This is a genomic window from Kribbella sp. NPDC051620, assembly GCF_044453825.1.
GTDB lineage: Bacteria > Actinomycetota > Actinomycetes > Propionibacteriales > Kribbellaceae > Kribbella.
This window is the reverse complement of the sequence record NZ_JBITDB010000003.1, coordinates 602,386-620,305: the sequence shown is the minus strand read 5'-3', so window position 1 is coordinate 620,305 and position 17,920 is coordinate 602,386. Positions and strand designations below refer to the sequence as shown.

At 67.6% G+C, this 17,920-nt stretch carries 18 protein-coding genes and 1 pseudogene; 7 read left to right on the top strand and 12 right to left on the bottom strand.

The genetic code is table 11. The annotated features are described in order from the left end of the window. Positions 1-8: 8 nt before the first annotated feature. Entirely contained in the window at positions 9-536 is a 528-nt protein-coding gene (locus ACIA12_RS15920; RefSeq protein WP_396367707.1) for an isochorismatase family protein, read from the top strand. Between the two features lie 43 nt (positions 537-579). Here ACIA12_RS15920 and ACIA12_RS15915 read toward each other — a convergent pair whose 3' ends face one another. Further along, positions 580-1,329 (bottom strand): SDR family NAD(P)-dependent oxidoreductase, encoded by a 750-nt coding sequence (locus ACIA12_RS15915; protein ID WP_396367706.1) that lies wholly within the window; start codon positions 1,327-1,329, stop codon positions 580-582. Between the two features lie 90 nt (positions 1,330-1,419). Between ACIA12_RS15915 and ACIA12_RS15910 the strand changes: the two genes are divergently transcribed. Further along, positions 1,420-2,016 carry a TetR/AcrR family transcriptional regulator gene (locus tag ACIA12_RS15910; protein ID WP_396367705.1) on the top strand — a complete coding sequence of 199 codons (597 nt, stop codon included), beginning with the start codon at positions 1,420-1,422 and terminating at the stop codon, positions 2,014-2,016. Positions 2,017-2,019: 3 nt separating this feature from the next. On the opposite strand, the gene ACIA12_RS15905 is transcribed toward ACIA12_RS15910, so the two are convergent. The 4 genes from ACIA12_RS15905 to tyrS form a co-directional block, all read right to left on the bottom strand. Further along, a complete protein-coding gene (locus tag ACIA12_RS15905; protein ID WP_396367704.1) occupies positions 2,020-2,847 on the bottom strand; it encodes an NAD(P)H-binding protein in 828 nt (275 codons plus the stop codon). Next, entirely contained in the window at positions 2,844-3,554 is a 711-nt protein-coding gene (locus ACIA12_RS15900; protein ID WP_396367703.1) for a 3-keto-5-aminohexanoate cleavage protein, read from the bottom strand. Before ACIA12_RS15900 ends, ACIA12_RS15905 begins: the two co-directional genes overlap by 4 nt. A gap of 564 nt (positions 3,555-4,118) precedes the next feature. Then, positions 4,119-5,396 carry an aminoglycoside phosphotransferase family protein gene (locus ACIA12_RS15895; RefSeq protein ID WP_396367702.1) on the bottom strand — a complete coding sequence of 426 codons (1,278 nt, stop codon included), beginning with the start codon at positions 5,394-5,396 and terminating at the stop codon, positions 4,119-4,121. After that, positions 5,314-6,519 carry a tyrosine--tRNA ligase gene (gene tyrS, locus ACIA12_RS15890; protein WP_396367701.1) on the bottom strand — a complete coding sequence of 402 codons (1,206 nt, stop codon included), beginning with the start codon at positions 6,517-6,519 and terminating at the stop codon, positions 5,314-5,316. Before tyrS ends, ACIA12_RS15895 begins: the two co-directional genes overlap by 83 nt. Before the next feature lie 235 nt (positions 6,520-6,754). Here tyrS and idi point away from each other — a divergent pair, with 235 nt between their 5' ends. Further along, the gene (gene idi / locus ACIA12_RS15885; RefSeq protein ID WP_396368293.1) at positions 6,755-7,315 is read left to right on the top strand and encodes an isopentenyl-diphosphate Delta-isomerase; all 561 of its coding nucleotides are present in this window, start codon (positions 6,755-6,757) and stop codon (positions 7,313-7,315) included. A gap of 1 nt (position 7,316) precedes the next feature. Here the strand turns inward: idi and ACIA12_RS15880 are convergent, their stop codons facing one another. Both ACIA12_RS15880 and ACIA12_RS15875 read right to left on the bottom strand, forming a co-directional pair. Beyond that, positions 7,317-8,312: a 2-dehydropantoate 2-reductase gene (locus ACIA12_RS15880; RefSeq protein ID WP_396367700.1), complete on the bottom strand. Its 996-nt coding sequence runs from the start codon at positions 8,310-8,312 to the stop codon at positions 7,317-7,319. Between the two features lie 37 nt (positions 8,313-8,349). Beyond that, positions 8,350-9,009 (bottom strand): TetR/AcrR family transcriptional regulator, encoded by a 660-nt coding sequence (locus ACIA12_RS15875; protein ID WP_396367698.1) that lies wholly within the window; start codon positions 9,007-9,009, stop codon positions 8,350-8,352. Positions 9,010-9,090: 81 nt separating this feature from the next. Between ACIA12_RS15875 and ACIA12_RS15870 the strand changes: the two genes are divergently transcribed. Further along, positions 9,091-9,531, top strand: a complete 441-nt coding sequence (locus ACIA12_RS15870) for a VOC family protein (protein WP_396367696.1) — start codon at positions 9,091-9,093, stop codon at positions 9,529-9,531. 14 nt (positions 9,532-9,545) lie between these two features. After that, positions 9,546-9,665: pseudogene (locus tag ACIA12_RS15865) on the top strand (hypothetical protein); the annotation flags it as partial. Between the two features lie 98 nt (positions 9,666-9,763). Here ACIA12_RS15865 and ACIA12_RS15860 read toward each other — a convergent pair. From ACIA12_RS15860 to ACIA12_RS15840, 5 genes are read right to left on the bottom strand one after another with little or no spacing between them, the layout of a single operon-like run. Next, on the bottom strand, positions 9,764-10,723 hold the full coding sequence (locus ACIA12_RS15860; protein WP_396367695.1) for an ABC transporter permease: 960 nt from the start codon (positions 10,721-10,723) through the stop codon (positions 9,764-9,766). 12 nt (positions 10,724-10,735) lie between these two features. Then, entirely contained in the window at positions 10,736-11,659 is a 924-nt protein-coding gene (locus ACIA12_RS15855) for an ABC transporter permease (protein ID WP_396367694.1), read from the bottom strand. Next, positions 11,656-12,693, bottom strand: a complete 1,038-nt coding sequence (locus ACIA12_RS15850; RefSeq protein WP_396368292.1) for an ABC transporter ATP-binding protein — start codon at positions 12,691-12,693, stop codon at positions 11,656-11,658. Before ACIA12_RS15850 ends, ACIA12_RS15855 begins: the two co-directional genes overlap by 4 nt. Further along, on the bottom strand, positions 12,690-13,679 hold the full coding sequence (locus ACIA12_RS15845) for an ABC transporter ATP-binding protein (protein WP_396367693.1): 990 nt from the start codon (positions 13,677-13,679) through the stop codon (positions 12,690-12,692). The genes ACIA12_RS15850 and ACIA12_RS15845 overlap by 4 nt, the downstream gene beginning before the upstream one ends. Positions 13,680-13,682: 3 nt before the next feature. After that, positions 13,683-15,485 carry an ABC transporter substrate-binding protein gene (locus ACIA12_RS15840; RefSeq protein ID WP_396367692.1) on the bottom strand — a complete coding sequence of 601 codons (1,803 nt, stop codon included), beginning with the start codon at positions 15,483-15,485 and terminating at the stop codon, positions 13,683-13,685. A gap of 195 nt (positions 15,486-15,680) precedes the next feature. On the opposite strand from ACIA12_RS15840, the gene ACIA12_RS15835 reads away from it, so the two are divergent. Next, positions 15,681-16,364 carry a response regulator gene (locus tag ACIA12_RS15835; RefSeq protein WP_396367691.1) on the top strand — a complete coding sequence of 228 codons (684 nt, stop codon included), beginning with the start codon at positions 15,681-15,683 and terminating at the stop codon, positions 16,362-16,364. 2 nt (positions 16,365-16,366) lie between these two features. After that, entirely contained in the window at positions 16,367-17,797 is a 1,431-nt protein-coding gene (locus ACIA12_RS15830; protein WP_396367690.1) for an ATP-binding protein, read from the top strand. Positions 17,798-17,920 lie beyond the last annotated feature (123 nt).

Genomic DNA, 17,920 nt, shown 5'->3' with positions numbered 1-17,920 from the left:
CCGAAAGCGTGAGCACTCTTGAACTGGAGCCCCGTACTACGGCACTGGTGCTGATCGACCTGATGCCCCGGATCATCGCGCTGGACACCGCGCCGCTGACCGGGCCGGCGGTACTCGAACGCAGCGCGGCACTGGCCAAGGCCACGAGGGCTGCCGGTGGGCTGGTCGTCAACGTCCGGGTCGAGCGCCCGGACGTTGACGTCCAGCCTGAAGGCAGCGGGTTCGCACTTGACCCGGAGCCGGGCGACGTCGAGATCGTCAAGCGCACGGTCGGCGCCTTCCACCGGACCGGCCTCGATGACGTACTGCGGGAGCGCGGCATCAAGACCGTCGTACTGGCCGGCATCGCCACCAACTTCGGCGTCGAGTCGACCGGCCGCGCCGCCGACGAACACGGCTACGACACCGTCTACGTCACCGACGCGATGACCGGCCTGGACGCCACCGCCCACGACTTCGCCATCTCCTACGTCTTCCCCAAGTTCGGCACGGTCTGCACCGGCACGGAGTACGTAGCAGCCCTCAGCCCCGCCTAAGCCCAAACCACCCAGCCGACCGAACGCCCGGCTGGCCGAACGCCTAGACGGCCAGCCGGCCGCCGTCGATGGGGAGGCTGGTGCCGTGGATCATCGCGGCCGCGTCCGACGCGAGGAAGACGACACCGGCCGCCACCTCCGCCACGGTCCCGACCCGATTGAGCGGCCCCTGGGTCGCCAGCTCGCCGAGGGAGTCACCCATCGCCTCGGTCCCCTCCGTCCGGGTCGGACCCGGGCTGACAGCGTTCACCCGTACGCCGGAAGGCCCGTACTCCGCCGCCCACGACTTGGTCAGCAGCCCCAAAGCGGCCTTCGTCGAACCGTAGAGCGCCATCCCCGCCATCCCGAAGGTCGCCACCATCGTCGTCACGTTGACGATCGATCCGTGCCCGCGCTCCGCCATCGCCGGCGCCAACTCAGCGACCAGGTAGAACGGCGCCCGCACATTGACGGCGAAGGTCGAGTCGAACACGCCATCGGCAACCTCGGCCGTCGCCCCGAACGGGAACACCCCGGCGTTGTTGACCAGCACGTCCACGTGCCCGCCGCCGACCGCGATCGCCTCCTTGGCCAGCGACCGGACGCTGGCGAGGTCATCGAGTTCGGCCCGGACGAAGTCCGCGGTACCGCCGGCCGCCCGGATCTCCTCGACCGCGGCCGCACCCCGCACGGCGTCCCGCCCGCTGATCACCACGTGCGCTCCCCGCGCAGCGAGCTGCCGGGCAACCTCCCGGCCGATCCCACTGGTACCGCCGGTGACGAGTGCCGTCCGCCCGGCGAAGTCCTGAGTCATCTGAAGTCTCTTCCCACTAGTTGGAGTAGATGCTCCAATAATGTGGAGTCGAAAATGGAGTATCAACTCCAAAATCTGTATGCTCGAGCCATGACACTCACGCGCAAGGGCCAGGCGACCCGGGAGCGGATCGTCGCGGCCGCGTCCCAACTGATGCTCGAGCAGGGGGTCGCGCGGACGACGATCGAGGACATCCAGCAGGCGGCCGGGGTCAATCCGTCACAGCTCTACCACTACTTCCCGGGCAAGAGCGCGCTGGTACTCGCGGTGATCGACCATCAGACCGGCCAGGTGCTGGACGTTCAGCATCAAGGCCTCGACCAACTCGACAGCTTTCCGGCACTAGACGGCTGGCGAGATCTGATGGTCGGCATTCTGACGAAGGTGCAATGCGCCGGCGGTTGCCCGCTCGGTTCATTGGCGAGCGATCTTTCCGAGACCGATCCGGTCGCCCGGGTGCAACTCGCGAACGCCTTCGCGATGTGGGAAGACCTGATCCACCAGGGCTTGCGCAGAATGCAGGAGCGCGGCGAACTACGCGCGGACGCGGACCCGGAGCAACTCGCGCTGGCGATGCTGGCCGCGGTCCAAGGTGGCCTGCTGCTCAGTCAGGTACGACGGGACCCCAAGCCCCTGGAGATGGCCGTGAACACGATGATCTCGCACCTGCGCAGCCTGGCCAGTTGATGCCTAGCTGAAAAGCCGCGCGTTCTCACGAGCCCACTCCTGCAAGGTCCGCGGCGCGTGCCCGGTGACCTGCTCTACGGTGTCCGTTACCGTCGTCTCGTCGATGATGCCGTCGCGATAGAACGACTCGATCGCCTCCGCGTACTTCGCCGGCATCGACCCGAACAGCTCATCATGCGTCTCGGCGGCGCTCAATTCGTAAGCCTGCAAGGGCCGTCCGATCGCCTCGGCCACGATCGCCAACTGCTCGGCCGGCCTCAACGCAACCGGACCACTCAGCCGGTACGCCGCTCCCGCATGCCCGTCCGTCGTCAGCGCGGCCACCGCGACGTCGGCGATGTCGTCCGGGTGGATCGTCGAGATCGGTACGCCGGGGAACTGCAGCCGGACCACGTCGCCCGCTTGGATCTGCGGTAGCCACCGCAGCGTGTTCGACATGAACGCGTTCGGGCGCAGGAAGGTCCACTCCAGCCCCGACTGCTCGACGGCAGCCTCGGCCTCGGCGTGGTACTCCGCGATCGCGTTGTCCGTTCTCGTCCCGACGATCGAACTGCTCGACAGCAGCGCGGCCCGGCGTACACCGGCCTGTACTGCGTTCGCCAGCAACTCCTTCATCCGGTCGTACCCACTGAGCAGGAACAACCCGCTGACCCCATGGAGCGCGTCGGCGAAGGTGTCCGGCTGGTTGAGATCGCCGACCACCGCCTCGACTCCGGCCGGCAACTCGACCGACCTGCGCACGAGTGCCTTCGCGGGAATGCCCTGCGCAGCGAGCGCACGTACGACCGCGCCACCCGCATTGCCGGTCGCGCCGGTCACCAGAATCGTCATCTGTTGCTCCTCATGTAGCCGACCAGCTGGCCGTTGTCGGTGACGCTCTCTCCACCCGGCCCAGCCAGCATGTCCTCGAACCCGGCCCGCAGTCCGTAGCCCTGCCGGCGAGCCCACTCCAGTACCGGCCAAGCCCACTCGCCTTCGCCATGGATGACCAGCTCTACGCCGGCGGGGAGAATGTCGAGCACTGCTTGCGCCGCGGCGATGCCGTCCGTACCAGGTGAGATGCCTGGTATCGCCTCCACGAGCACGCGCACGACCGGACCCCGCCACGTCAGAAACTTCCGGGCCGCGTCCGGAGTGAAGAGCCCCGCCTCAACCCCGATCCCTCGCTCGAGCAGCAGTCTGGCGACGCGCTCGGCGCCTTCCTCATGCCAGTTGACACTCGCGAAGTCCGGCCCCGCGTCCCACTCACCGATCAGGGCCAAGCGAGTGTCCAAATCGGGCTCGATCTCCTCCCGGGTCGACACCCCGACCGGCAACCCAGGACACCGCTCCCGTACCGCGCCCACGGCCGCCCCGACATCGGCCCATCGCAAGCTCTCCCGCCCGTCGGCCCCACGCGGATGGAGATGCACCGCATCCGCACCTGCCACGGCAGCGTCGTACGCCGCCTGCGCAAGCTCCGCCGGACTCACCGGCACACCAGGATGATCGGCCCGCGACCGATCCCCATTGAGACAGCACTTCAAAATCCCATCCATCCCCAACCACCCTGCCAGACAAAAGGTCGACCCTTCAGCCGATTTCCGCCACCCAGCCCACCGATCGAAGGAATCACCACCACTACCCAACCGGCGCCCCAACGAGCCCGCCGCGAGCTCGGCCCGCCTCCTGGCGACCTGACGTCCGGCGAACTGGCGTCCGGAGAGGCCGGTCGGCTTCTGGCGAGGTGATGTCCGGCGAGGTCGGTGGGTTTGCGGGTGGGCCTGGCCTGGTGGCCGGCTCTTGGGCGACTTTGTGCTCGACGTGAGTGGATCCGTGGCCGGGGAATGCTCAGGTGGAGCACAAGGTGCCTTGGGCAACTGGTTCGGAGCTCCAGTACATCAATCGGCCTCGGCGCACCGGTTGCCGAGGCTGCCGGGGGCGGGTGGGTGGGGGCGATTGATGGGTTGGCGGTCCGGTTCCGGTTCGCTGCCGCACGCCAACCCGGTGGCGCCCGGCTACGCGATCCGCAGTCATTTGCGTTGAGTGGTTGGTGGGGTGTTCGGTGGCGTGACTTGGAGGTTCTTGCCGATGGCAACTACCCGCGCGGCCGCGCGGTGGTGTCAGTAGCCTGCGGTGCGGGCTGTTTGGATGGCTGCTCGGATCTCGTTCGTGGGGTCGTCTTCGTGGTAGATGCGTTCGTTGGGTTCGATGTTGTCGAGGAAGCGCTGGTACGTGGCGGCGCCAAGCAGGTGGATGAGGACAGACATCGGCTTCAGGGCGCGCAAGGGATCGCTGGTCGGTAGGGCGGTTCGCCAGGCCGCGACCCAGGTCTCGATCGCAAGAGGACGCTTCTCCCGAGGGAGCCAGTTGACCAACCGCTGGAGGTCGGTGGCGGGGTGGCCGACGTAGCTGTCGGCCCAGTCGACGATTACTCGGTTGGTGCCGTCGGAGCGCCAGTTGCCGGGGTGGAAGTCGCCGTGGACCAAGGTGTTGGGGAGGCCGGCGGAGTCCAGTTCGGAGATGATTGCAGGGAGGCGAGCGCGGAGGGTGCGGGCTTGACCCAGCTCCTCCGAGGACAGGCGATCGCCTACTTCGCCGGCCAGTAGGCGATCCAGCTCGGCCGGTAGGTCGGAGGGAAGGAGCTGAGGGACGCGGAGGTCGTCGCCGGCGATCGCCGCCTGTACCGCGACCCAGCGGCTGACGATGTCCTGGACGGTGGCCGGGTCGGGTTCCCAGCAGTCGGTGCCGGGGGCGTGGGCGAGGAGGGACCATCGCTGCGAGAGGTCGACTCCCAGGACGGCCGGCGCGAGCGCTTCGTCGTACTGGTGGACGTGGTTGATCACGTCGGCGTCGACGCTACAGAAGCGGCTGGTCGCCTTCGCCCACGCGCCGGCTTCCGGCAGTTGGATCAAGCAGGACAGATTCCAGGTCTTGTACTGGACCGGTTTGCCCAAAGCCCCGACGATCCCAGTCGCCCAGTCCACCAGCCGCTGCGGGCCGTCAACCTCAGCCCAAGTCGCTCGCAACGGATGCGGCGCGATGATCCCCGGCCAGTCCGGGCGCGGCGTCGGATCGAGTACGCCGGCTCGCGGCTCGCCAGCGGCCTGGACATGGAAGACGACCCGGCCGCCATGCCCGAGTTCCGCGTTGTCGGCGTGCACGAGACGCAGGACGAATGTCGGTACGCCGAGCAGTTCGTCGAGGTGGCGAGTCGTCGCCGCGACCTCGGACCACCACGGCCGGTCCGCCTCGAAGGCCGGTACCTGACCCAGGTACCGGCTGCCGAGGCTGACCAGCGCCTCCACGGTCTTCGTCTCAGAGGTCGGCGACGATGCGGTGGAAGGTCCGGGAACCGGAGCGGAGGGTGATGGGGCCGGTGAGGAGGACATGTCGGTCATGGCTGAGCACCTTCTGGTCGTCGATCGAGACTGCTCCCTGGCGGATCAGCCGGCGCAGTTCGGAGTTGCTCAGCTCAGGACGCGCCGCCTGCAGCAACTCCAGGATGGTCGGCCGGGAGGTCTTCACCGCGACCTCCGGCAGCTCGGCCGGGATGGTGCGATGACTGAACTGCTCGGTGAATGCCGCCCGCTCGGCCTTCGCGACGTTCGCACCGTGGTAGCGGGTCACGACCGCAGCGGCCAGCTTGAGTTTGGCATCGCGCGCCGCCGGACCGCCATGTGCCGCGGCCTCGCCAAGCGCCGCGACGATCTCCAGCGGAAGCTCGCTGTAGACGTGCGCGTACGTCTGGACGAGCGTGTCCGGCAGGCTCATCAGCTTGCCGAACTTGTCCTTCGGTGAATCCGTCAGCCCGATGTAGTTGTTCAGCGACTTCGACTGCTTCGGCCCGCCGTCGATCCCCGGCGTGATCGTGGTGATCACGACCGCCTGCGGAGGCGCCCCGAGCCGCTGCTGGAAATGCCGTCCGAGCTGCTCGTTGAAGAGCTGGTCGGACCCCACGATGGTGAGATCGCTGTCCATCGCGAAGCTGTCGTAGCCCTGCAGCACCGGGTAGATCAGCTCATGCAACGCGATCTCCCGCCCAGCGGCCACCCGGTCACGGAACATGTCCCGCGCCATCAACTGCGCCTGCGTCACCTGGCTGAACAACCCGAGCAGCGTCGCGACCTCCATCGATCCGTACCACTCGGAGTTCCGCCGTACTTCGAAAACGTCCGGCTCCGTCCGCAGCACCAGGGACACCTGCTCGAGGAACGACGCCGCGTTCACCTCGATCTGCTCCGGCGTCAGCGTAGGCCGCGTCTCGGACCGCCCGGTCGGGTCGCCGATCCGGGTGGTCAGGTCGCCGAGCAGGAAGACCACCTGGTGGCCGAGATCCTGCAACTGGCGCATCATCCACAGGTTGACCGCATGGCCGATATGCAGGTCGGGCGCGGTGCAATCGACGCCGTACTTGACCCGCAGCCGGCGGCCGGACGCGAGCCGGTCGATCAGGTCCTGCTCGCCGACGATGGTGTCGGTGGTCCGCCGCAGCCGTTCGAGCACGGCCGGTACGTCGGTCATTCGGGGATCCTCTCGGGGAACAGAGGCACCCGGTTCAGCGCCTCCGGCAACGGAAAGAGGCAGGAACCACGACGGTTCCTGCCTCGGAGGCTCTGGGGTGGAGCGGACTACAGCAGCAGGCCGGCTCGTCCCAGAGCCGGTCGATACTGCACGAGTCGCTTGATCACCCGAGCAGGTTAACAGCCGGGGCCCCGGCCAGGTAGCGAGTTGTTAGGCTCAGTGGGTGGAGACGGAGATGGTGGTTCTGGTCGACGGCGACGGTCGTGCGATCGGGACCGAGGCCAAGGCGACGGTGCATCACGCCGCGACGCCACTGCATCTCGCGTTCTCCAGCTACGTCTTCGACGATCGCGGGCGGGTGCTGCTGACCCAGCGCGCGTTCGGCAAGCGCACCTGGCCGGGCGTCTGGACCAACAGCTGCTGCGGCCATCCGCTGCCCGGCGAGTCGATGGAATCCGCCGTACGGCGTCGGCTGGCCGACGAGCTAGGTCTGGTGGCTGAGTCGGTCGAGCTGGTACTCCCTGAGTTCCGGTATCGCGCTGTCATGCCGGACGGCCTGGTCGAGAACGAGTTGTGCCCGGTGTTCCGGGTCACGTGCGCTGGCGAACCGGTGGCCGACGAGGCCGAGGTGGCGGCATACGAGTGGGTGGAGTGGGACGACCTGACCGCACGAGCCGACTTGTCGCCGTGGTGCGAACTGCAGTTGACCGAGCTGACCGCCCTCGGCCCAAAACCGCAGAACTGGCCGATCGCCGACGCATCCCGGCTGCCCGCGGCAGCAGCTCTTTCGGCCTAGCTCAGCACCCCAGCATCTTCAGCAGGGCCGGACCGGGGATGGCGGTCGTTTGGCCGGTCTCGGCGGTGCGGATCAGCTCGACGAGCTTGGCGTTGACCGGCGCCCCGCGGTCCAGGGATTCGGCGAGCCGGACGACCTCGCCGTTGAGGTAGTCGATCTCGGTCGGCCGACCGGCTTGCAGGTCTTCCCACATCGAGGTCCGGGCCAGCGGGTCGATCGCGAGCATCTTGCCCGCCAGGCGCTTGAAGACGAAGTCCGGCAGTCGCAGCAATGACGGCATCCGGTGCGCCGGCACCGCAGTGAGCCGGGCCGGCGTGATACCGGCCGCTTTCAGCAACGCCAGTGTCTCGTCCTGAGCAGCGGCCAGGCAGCGACGGTACGAGCGCTGGGCCAATTCGTCCCGCAGCGGCAGATCGGACAGCGCATTGACCGGATTGTTGAGGTTGAGCAGCAGCTTCGCCCACTGGACCGGCAAAATCTCGTCGTGCTGCTTCAACGGCAAACCCGCCCGCTCGAAGGCTGCTACGTAGGGCTGGAGCGCAGCATGCTTCTGCACGTCAAGCGCTCCCTCGGTGCCTTGGTGAAAGACGCCGCCGCCACGATTCAGCACGTTGAACGGGACCATCCCGGTCAGCACGGTGTGCCCAGGAAGCCGCTCCTGCAGTACTTCACCGTTGCGGATGCCGTTCTGGAAGCTGATCACGACCGCGTCGGGCTTGAGCACCGACGCGAGCTCGTCCGCGGCAGCCGCAGTACCGGCGGACTTCACCGTGACGAGGACGAGCTCGGCATCCGCAGCGGCAGTAGGCGTCGTCTCGTAACGCACAGCCGGTACTACGAGGTCGGCGCCGAGGTAGTCGGTCAGCCGCAGCCCGTGCTCGGCCACCTCATCGGCCAGCCGCTGCCGCCCGATGAAGACGACGTCCGCACCACCAGCAGCCAACCGCCCACCGACATAACAACCGATCCCACCCGCACCGTAAACCGCGATCGTCACCGAGCCTGCTCCCGTCGTCCGGCCTCTGCTTCAGCCCTCATTCAAGCCGACCGGCGTCCTGGCCGACGAGGAGGTCGGCGAGGGTGGCGGCCATCCACTGCTCGTAGCGGTCCCAACCCCAGCCGCGTTCGTTCACCAGGCGGTGCGCGAGGTCTGAGCCGTTGAGCGACCAGAGGATGTCGGCTGCGGTACCGGTGTCGAGGCCTTCGCGCAGACCGTACTTCCCGGCCAGGTGCCCGGCCATGTACCGGGCGCCGAAGTCGAGCTCGCCGTCGAGGGTCTCGAGGTACTCCGCCAGGTCCCGGTCGCCGGTGGCCGCCTGGGCGCGGGCCATCCGGATCAGCGGGGTGGTTCGCTCAGCGATCCCGCGGGCGAGGCTCGCGTAGAGGGCGAGGCACTGGCGGGCGTCGGGCGCCTTCGCGATCGCTTGGTAGATCGGGCGGTCGACCATCGGGATCGGCTCGTCGTCGCCGGCCAGCTGGACGTCGTACACGGCCTTCAGCACGGCCGGTTTGCCACCGATCACGTTGTAGACCGTCTGCACGCTGACGCCGGCCTCGGTGGCGATCGCCGCGAGCGTCGTACCGAGGTAGCCCCGGTCGAGGAACAAGGCGCCGGCCGCGGTCAGGATCCGGCGGCGCGCGAGCTCGGTCTGCTCACTGCGCAGGGCACTGGAGTAGCGGCGCTTCTCGGCCACGGCGGCAACCCCTTGACACTTCGTTGGAATCAGCTTCAAACTAATTGCATGTAGTTCAAATCTATGAGGTGGGGGGCCGTGATGAAAGCGCCATTGGACGGGATCTTCGGGGTGAAGCTTCCGGTGCGGGATCTGGCGGTGAGCCGGGAGTGGTACGAGAAGGTGTTCGAGCTGACTCTTCAGTTCGAGTTCCCGGACGAGGAAGGGGTGGTCCGGGGAGTCGCCTACGAAGCGGCCGGCCTGGGCAACAGCGGCCTCGCCCTGCGCGAACGCCCTGACATCGCCGGCCTGTCCGGCTTCGACCCGGTGCTTTTCGGAGTCAAGGACAAAGCGGCCGTCGACGCCTGGCAGGAGCATCTGACGGCGCTGGGCATCGAGCACCGGTTGATCATGGCCACCATCGGCTGGCTCGTCGTCTTCCACGACCCCGACGGCCTGGAGATCCACCTCTACAGCCGCGAGTCCCACGGCCAGGACCTGGCGGGTACGCCCGGCCGCGGCCGAGCCGTCGCCAACGCCTGACCTGCGGCGCGCTGTTGCTGGACCAGCTACCCGCCTCGGTCCGGATCCCTGCCGCCAGCAGGCCCGCTGCTGCTTTCCGCCCACTCCTTGAGCTTCTCGGCGAGAAGTTCGCGGACGCCGAACCCGCCGCTGCCATCGTGCGCGACCACCTCACCAAGGTCCTCTTCGTCCAGGTCCTCCGCAACGCCTTCGAACGCGTGACCGGACAGGCCCCAGCCAAATACCGCGCTCATCAGTGCAACCTCACCCTCGGGTCGAGGACGGCATACGCGATGTCGACCAGGATGTTCGAGACCACGACGGCCGCGGAGGCGAACAGGACGATCCCGATGATCACCGGCAGATCCTGCTGGTTGATCGCGGTGATCGCCGTCTGGCCGAGACCCGGCAGGCTGAACACCGTCTCGATCACCACGACGCCACCGATCAGCTGACCGAGGTCGATGCCGAACTGGGTGACGACCGGCGTCAGCGCACTGCGCAGTCCGTGGCGGACGATCACGCGGCGTTCGCGGATGCCTTTCGACCGCGCAGTACGGATGTAGTCCTCACCGAGTACGTCGAGCATCGCCCCGCGGGTCAATCGCGTGTACGTCGCCGCCAGCAGCAACGCGAGCGCGACCCACGGCAGCAACATGTGCTGGAACCAGGGCCCGATGCCCTGGCTGATGCTGCTATAGCCGCCGGCCGGGAACCACTTGTACCCAGCCAGGGTCAACTGGAAGTACAGGAAGTACAGGAGCAGCAGGCCGAGCAGGAACGACGGGAACGAGTAAAAGAACAACGAGAACAAGGTCAGGCCGCGATCGGCGAGCGACCGCGGATGCACCGCGGAGATCACCCCGTTGAACACCCCGAGCAGCAGCCACAGCACGGCCGCGCCGAGGGCGAGGGACACCGTGATCGGCAATGCCTGCCCGATGATCGAGGTCACCGCGACCTGGTGGTAGTAGTCGTAGCCCAGGTTGCCCTGCACCGCGTTCTCGACGAAGTGCAGGTACTGCTTCCAGACCGGCAGGTCGAGACCCAGCCGGTGCTTGATCAACTCGATCGTCTCCGGCGTCGCCTGCCGGCCGGCCAGCGTCTGCGCGACGTTGCTGGGGGCAACGAAGAACAGACCGAAGACGGCCAGTGAGATCAGCCAGAGCACCAGGATGCCGTGGCCGATCCGGCGGATCAGGAACAGCGCCATCACGGACTCCCTTCAGCGCAACCGGTCGGCCCGTGGATCGAACGCGTCCCGCACGCCGTCGCCGAACAGGTTGAAGGCGAGCGTCGTGACGAGCAGCGCGATCCCGGGGAAGAAGATGAACCACCAGGCGGTCGTGTAGTAGTTCTGCGAGGCGCTGATCATTCCGCCCCAGTCGGCCGTTGGCGGCGGCAGGCCGAGACCGAGGAACGACAACGTCGCCTGGGTGACGATCACGACCGGGATCAGCAGGGTCGTGTAGACGATCACCGGCGCGAGCACGTTCGGCAGCACGTCGACGAACATGATCCGGGTGTCGCCGGCACCGAGCGAGCGGGCCGCCTCGACGAACTCACGCTCGCGCAGCGACAACACCTGCCCACGGACGATCCGCGCCACCGAGGCCCAGCTGAAGAACCCGATCACGCACACCGTCACCGTCAGGCTCGGGCCCGTCACCGACACCAGCGCGATCGCCACCAGCAGGAACGGCACCGACAGCACCACGTCGATCAGCCGGGCCAGGATGGTGTCGACGATCCCGCCGAGGAACCCGGCCGCCAGGCCGAGTACCACGCCGATCGCGACCGTGATCGCGGTCGCCAGTACGCCGACCAGCAACGAAACCCTGGCCCCGTAGGCGATCCGGACCAAGATGTCCCGGCCCAGATCATCCGTGCCGAGCCAGAACGTCCCGTTCGGCCCCTTGGGCAGACCGTCCGGCGTCAACCCGATGTCCCGGTACTGCTCGTTCGGCGGATGCCCGGTGATCGAGGCGAACACCGGCGCGAAGATCGCCATCAGCACGATCAGCACGATCACCGCCAGCGAGATCATCGCCACCCGGTCCTTGCGCAGCCGCGCGACAGCGAGCACCAGCGGACTGCGCCCCTCGATCGCAGCCGCCGGCGCCTCGATCACCTCCAGCGCGGCAGTCATGATGCTTTCAACTCCGGTACTGCGGCCGACAGGTCCTCGCCGACCGTCAACGGGAAGAAGCACGCGGTCCGATGCGCCGGATCGTCGTTGAAAACCGGCTCCAGCGGCGGCTCCGCCTCGGCACATTGCACCCGGGCCTTCGGGCACCGGGTATGGAACCGGCATCCCACCGGCGGATTCGTCGCCGACGGGATGTCACCCATCAGGATGATCTGCTCCCGGCTGTCGGCCGTGTCCGGATCCGCGACCGGCAGCGCCGACAGCAGTGCTCTCGTGTATGGATGCCGGGTCTGCTCGAACAACTCGCTGGTCGGCGCGACCTCGATGATCTTGCCCAGATACATCACCGCGATCCGGTCGCTCACATGCCGCACCACCGACAGGTCGTGCGAGATGAACACGTACGTGAGGTCGAACTCCTGCTGCAGATCCGCCAGCAGGTTGATGATCTGCGCCTGGATCGACACGTCCAGCGCTGACACCGGCTCGTCGCAGATCACCAGCTTCGGCCGCAGCGCGAGCGCCCTAGCCACTCCGATTCGTTGCCGTTGGCCACCGGAGAAGTCGGCCGGGAACCTGTTGTAGTGCTCGGGATTCAGCCCCACCAGCGCCATCAGATCCTGAACCTTGCGCTTGCGCTCGACCCCCGACGAGATTCCGTGGATGGCGAATGGATCGCCGATGATCGAGCCCACCCGGCGGCGCGGGTTCAGGGAACCGTACGGGTCCTGGAAGATCATCTGGACCTCCCGCCGCAACGGCCGCATCTGGCGACGGGTCAGGTTGGTGATGTCCCGCCCGTCGAACCAGACTGCGCCCGACGTCACGTCGTACAGGTGAGCGATGCAGCGTGCGAGTGTCGACTTGCCGCAGCCGGTCTCGCCGACCAGCCCGAGCGTCTCGCCCTTGCGCACCTCCAGCGAGACGCCGTCGACCGCTCTGACCACCTCCTTGCTCTGGGTCGGGAACTCCTTGCGGACGTCCTGCACCTTCAGCAGGGTTTCCGCTTGCTGGACAAGGGTTTCGGTCATCAGGCCACCGCCTTGGTGATGTCATGGTCGAGCCAGCAGGCCGACTGGTGCCGTGGATCACCCTGTACGTCGGCCAGCGGCGGCGTCTCGACCCGGCAACGGTCGAAGGCATGCGGGCACCGGGTCGCGAACGGGCAGCCCACCGGCAGGTTGATCAGGCTCGGCGGCGTGCCCTGGATCGGGGTCAGCCGCTTCCCGCTCTGCGCCGGCAGTGAAGCCAGCAGCCCTTGCGTATAAGGATGATGGTTGCGATAGAAGATGTCGCGGCGCGGCGCCCGTTCCATCACCGCGCCGGCGTACATCACGATCACCTCGTCGGACATCTCCGCGACCACGCCCAGGTCGTGCGTGATCAGGATGATCGCGGTGCCGAACTCCTCCTGCAGCTTGCGCATCACGCTCAGCACCTGCGCCTGGACGGTCACGTCGAGCGCCGTCGTCGGCTCGTCCGCGATCAGCAGCGCCGGGTCGAGAGCCATCGCCATCGCGATCATCACCCGCTGCCGCATCCCGCCGGAGAACTGGTGCGGGTAGTCGTCGATCCGCTCGGCCGCCCGGGGAATGCCGACCAGGGTGAGCAGCTCGGCGGCCCGGCGACGGGCCGCCTGCTTGGAGATCTGCCGGTCGTGCGCCTGGATCATCTCGACGATCTGCCAGCCGATCCGGTACTGCGGATGCAGGCTCGACAGCGGGTCCTGGAAGATCATCCCGATCTTGGCGCCGCGCAAGCGCCGGAGGGTGCCGGCGTCGGCGGTGATCAGGTCGGTGCCGTCGAAGTACGCAGTACCGGAGACCTGGGCGCCCCGGGTCAGACCGGTGATGGTCTGGGTCGAGACGCTCTTGCCCGAACCGGACTCGCCGACGACCGCGAGAGTCCGGCCGCGCTCGACGTCGAAGGACAGCCCCCGGACGGCGCGGACGGTGCCGTCCGGGGTGTCGAACGAGACTCTGAGGTCTCGAACTTGGAGCAGTGCTTCAGTGTTGGGCACTGGTCAGCCCTGCTTGTCCTTGGCCAGCCACACGTTCGTCGGGTCGTAGTTCTGCAGCGACGGGACGTAGACGGCGTTGTGCACCTGCTCGGCGTGGTAGTTCGCCTGCTTGTTGTTGGTCAGCGGGTAGAAGGCCGCCTGCTCCATCACGCGGGCGTCCGCCTTGGCCCACAGGTCCGCTGCCGCATCCTCGGTCGGCGCGGCGATGGCCTGCTGGATCAGGGTGTTCGTGGTCGCATCGTCGTACAGGCCGAAGTTGCTGCCGACCGGCGGGAAGGACGGCTTGCCCGAGAACAGCGGGTTGAAGAAGGAGAGCGCCGCGTTGCCGTACCAGTCGGCTCCCCAGCCGGCCAGCGACAGGTCCCAGACGCCGCGCTGGGCAACGGTCGGTACCTGCAGGTACTTCACGTAGAAGTCCGCGTTCGGCGACGGTACGCCGGTGACGGTGATGCCGGCCTTGGACAGGTCCTGCTGGACGGTCTGGAACGTCTTGCTGCTGCCCTCGGTCGCGTTGCGGTAGAGGAACTTCAGCGTCAGATGCGGGAAGCCTGCCTCAGCCAGCAACTGCTTGGCCTTGTCCGGGTCGTACGGGTACGGATCGATCTGCTTGGAGCCGACGATGACGTCCGGCAGCACGTGGGTCAGCGGCGGGTTGAGCGTCTTGCCGCCGAGTACCTGCAGGATGTGGTCGCGGTTGATCGCGTAGCTGAGTGCCTGCCGCACCTTCGGGTTGGCCAGGGCCTTGTTGTTGTTCGGCGAGACGGTGTTGTAGATGACGTACGGGTTGCTGCCCGCGGTGTCGCCGATGGTCAGGTTCTGATCCTTCTTGGCCTGCAACGCGGGCAGCTGCGACGGCGGCGGCGCGACGTCCCATTCCATGTCGGCGGACGGCGTACCGGTCTGCAGTTGCTGCTGGACCGAGTCCTGGCTGACCGTCTCGTTCACGACGATCTTGTCCACGTACGCCTTGCGGACCGGGTCACTGGCCGGGTCCCAGGCGGGGTTGCGGGAGTAGTTGACCGACTTGGTCGGCACCCACGAGTCGACCTTGTACGGGCCGTCGGAGGGGAAGTTGTTGCCGAGCTCGGTACTGGCCGGCAGGTACTTGAGCGATTCGACCGGGGCGGGGGAGAAGGCGGACAGCGTCAGCATGCCGACGAAGTACGAGGCGGGGCGGGTCAGCTTGAACACGACGGTGGTCTCGTCCTTGGCGACCACGCCGGGCAGCGGCGTCTTGTCGATGTACGCCTGGATCGCGGCCGGGGTCTTGGCGACCTTGGCGAACCCGTCGGCGAACTTGGAGTAGCCATCGATCAGGCCGTAGAAGTCCGGGATGCCGCCGAACGGCTGGACCGGGTTCGCGGTCCGTTTGACGCCGCGGACCATGTCGGCCGCGGTCACCTGGCGGGCCGGGCTGGTGTTCCACTTGGCGCCGGGCCGGATCTTGATCGTGTACGTCTTGCCGTCCGCGCTGATCCCGCCGTTCGCGACGGTCGGCAGATCGGTGGCCAGGTCGGCGACCGGCGTGGTGTTCTTGCCGCCGGGCTCGGCCGGGTAGGTGAACAGCTGGCGGCTCCACATCCGCAGGTTGGTGTAGCCGACCGAGTAGTAGCTGACGTTCGGGTCCATGTAGTCGACATCGCCCTTGCCCAGCATGTTCAGGGTGCCGCCGGTGACCGGCGTACCGCCTGAATTGGTGCCGCCGCCCGCGGTTGTGGTTCCCTGGTCGGCGTTGCACGCTGCCAGCGTGAGACTCGTGACGGCGACGATCGCCACCACCGCGAGCCGTCTTCCGGAACTGGCCATTACTTCCTCCTCGCGAGACTTGCCCTCTATAGGGCCGAAGCTAGAACTGCCGCCCGGCCCCGGCGCCTCGGTCACTGAAGCGTCAACGTCTTGTCATCTGACCCGAGGCTGTTTGATGAAGAACTCATGACAGACGACATGTGCACCCAGGGCAGCCCATTGGGAGACAGCCCCATGTCGAGCGACACTTGTCCCGTGGCACACAGCTTGTTACTGGTTGACGACGAACCGCGGATCCGGCGGGTACTGCGGCTCGCCCTCGAGGACGAGGGCTACGAGGTGTCCGAGGCGGCCAACGGACTGGACGCGCTGACGGCGCTGCGGCACGCGCCGCCGGACGTGGTCCTGCTCGACCTGATGCTGCCGGACCGGGACGGCTTCACGGTCTGCCGGGAGATTCGGCGTACCAGCGACGTACCGGTGATCATGGTGACGGCACGGACCGACAGCCACGACATCGTTGCCGGGCTGGAGGCGGGCGCGGACGACTACGTTACGAAGCCGCTCGTAGCCAAGGAGTTGTCGGCGCGGATCAGGGCCCTGCTCCGCCGGGTCGAGCCGAACGGCACGCCGGTACTGGAGCAGTTCGTCATCGGCGACCTGGAGATCGACGTACCGGCGGCCGAGGTGGTGCGGGACGGGTGCGTGCTGCCGCTGACCCGGACCGAGTTCAAGCTGCTGGTCGAGCTGGCCAGCCTGCAGGGCAAGGTGTGCAGCCGCGAGCATCTGCTGTCGAAGGTCTGGGGCTACGGGTACTTCGGGGACAGCCGGATCGTCGACGTGCACATCCGCCGACTGCGGCTGAAGATCGAACGCGACCCGGCCACCCCCAAGCACCTCGTCACCGCCCGGGGGCTCGGCTATCGACTGGTGAGCTGACGTTGCGGCGGCGGTTCGGCCTGCGCGACCGGGTGATGCTGGCCTACGGGTTGCTTGCCCTCGGGCTGTCCGGCGTACTGGCGCTGGTCACCTGGAGCGTGGTCTCCAACTATCTGACCAACCAGCGGATCTCGTCGGCCATCGTCGAGACGACCGACAACGCGAACACGTTGCACTACGGGCTCTACGGCCTGACGTCGTCCTGCGGTCCGGTACGCCGGCTCGACCAGGAGCCCAACTGCGGGACGGTCGTACCGCAGTCGCCGGCCATGGTGATGGACCTGGTGGAGGCGCTGCCGTCGACGGACTCGGCCGCGATGCTCATGCACTACGACGGCGCCTGGTACACGATGTCGGCGAAGGCGAGCGACATACCGGCCGACATGGCGGAGAGCGCTCAGGGCGGCGTCAAGGTGGACCGGCGGATCGTGGTCGGCGGGGACGAGGTGCTCGCCGTCGGCGTACCGGTGGGGCGTCCGGGGGAGGCGTTCTTCGAGCTGCATCCGCTGAACCGCCTCGACAACACACTGCGGACGCTGAAGCTCACCCTGATCCTGGCCGCGATCGTGACCGCGCTGCTCGGGTTGGCGGTCGGACGGCTCGCCAGCACGGTGGCACTGCGGCCGCTGGCCAAGCTGACCCAGGTCGCGGCGGCCGTCGCGCGCGGACGGCTCGATGCCCGGCTCGAGGCGGAGAACGATCCGGACCTCGGCGGACTGGCCCGATCCTTCAACCAGACGGCCGCCGCGCTGGAGAAACGCGTGATCGCCGACGCGCGCTTCGCCGGCGACGTCAGCCACGAGCTGCGCACGCCGCTGATGACGATGATGAACTCGATGCAACTGATCCAGAACCACCGCCTGGAACTGCCGACCTCGGTACGCGAGCCGGTCGAACTCCTCGGCGACGACCTCGACCGCTTCCGCCAACTGGTCGTCGACCTGCTGGAGATCTCCCGCGACGACGGCGGCGACCAGGGCAGCCGCGAACTGGTCCGGATCGGCGACCTGGTCCGCGCCGCCGCCGACGCCACCGCCGGCCGCGAGATCACCGAGGTGGCACCCGACGCCGCGGACCTGACGATGGACGCCGACAAGCGCCGCCTGGAACGCGTCATCGCCAACCTGGTCGACAACGCCGAACAACACGCCGGCGGCTGCAAGGGCGTCCTGGTCCAGGCCGGCGGCAAAGGCGTGGTCATCCACGTGGACGACGCCGGCCCCGGCATCCCCGAAGCAGACCGAGACCGAATCTTCGAACGCTTCGGCCGCGGCACCCCCGGCACACCCCCCAACCCCCACCGCACCGGCACCGGCCTCGGCCTGGCCATCGTCGCCCGCCACGTCGAATGGCACCACGGCACAATCCAAGCCACCTCCCGCCCCGAAGGCGGCGCCCGCTTCATCATCGACCTCCCCGCCAAGAACCCCTAAACCGCCAGCAACAGAAGTGCAAGAGCGAAGTGCAAGAGCGAAGTGCAAGAGCGAAGTGCAAGAGCGAAGTGCAAGAGCGAAGTGCAAGAGCGAAGTGCAAGAGCGAAGTGCAAGAGCGAAGTG

Coding starts and splice junctions, on each gene's coding strand:
- ACIA12_RS15905 (WP_396367704.1), bottom strand. CDS start 2,847: ATGACGATTCTGGTGACCGGCGCGACCGGCAATGCGGGTGGCGCGGTC.
- ACIA12_RS15895 (WP_396367702.1), bottom strand. CDS start 5,396: ATGACCGACATGTCCTCCTCACCGGCCCCATCACCCTCCGCTCCGGTT.
- ACIA12_RS15900 (WP_396367703.1), bottom strand. CDS start 3,554: ATGGATGGGATTTTGAAGTGCTGTCTCAATGGGGATCGGTCGCGGGCC.
- ACIA12_RS15855 (WP_396367694.1), bottom strand. CDS start 11,659: ATGACTGCCGCGCTGGAGGTGATCGAGGCGCCGGCGGCTGCGATCGAG.
- ACIA12_RS15870 (WP_396367696.1), top strand. CDS start 9,091: ATGAAAGCGCCATTGGACGGGATCTTCGGGGTGAAGCTTCCGGTGCGG.
- ACIA12_RS15910 (WP_396367705.1), top strand. CDS start 1,420: ATGACACTCACGCGCAAGGGCCAGGCGACCCGGGAGCGGATCGTCGCG.
- idi (WP_396368293.1), top strand. CDS start 6,755: ATGGTGGTTCTGGTCGACGGCGACGGTCGTGCGATCGGGACCGAGGCC.
- ACIA12_RS15915 (WP_396367706.1), bottom strand. CDS start 1,329: ATGACTCAGGACTTCGCCGGGCGGACGGCACTCGTCACCGGCGGTACC.
- ACIA12_RS15840 (WP_396367692.1), bottom strand. CDS start 15,485: ATGGCCAGTTCCGGAAGACGGCTCGCGGTGGTGGCGATCGTCGCCGTC.
- tyrS (WP_396367701.1), bottom strand. CDS start 6,519: ATGACCGACGTACCGGCCGTGCTCGAACGGCTGCGGCGGACCACCGAC.
- ACIA12_RS15860 (WP_396367695.1), bottom strand. CDS start 10,723: ATGGCGCTGTTCCTGATCCGCCGGATCGGCCACGGCATCCTGGTGCTC.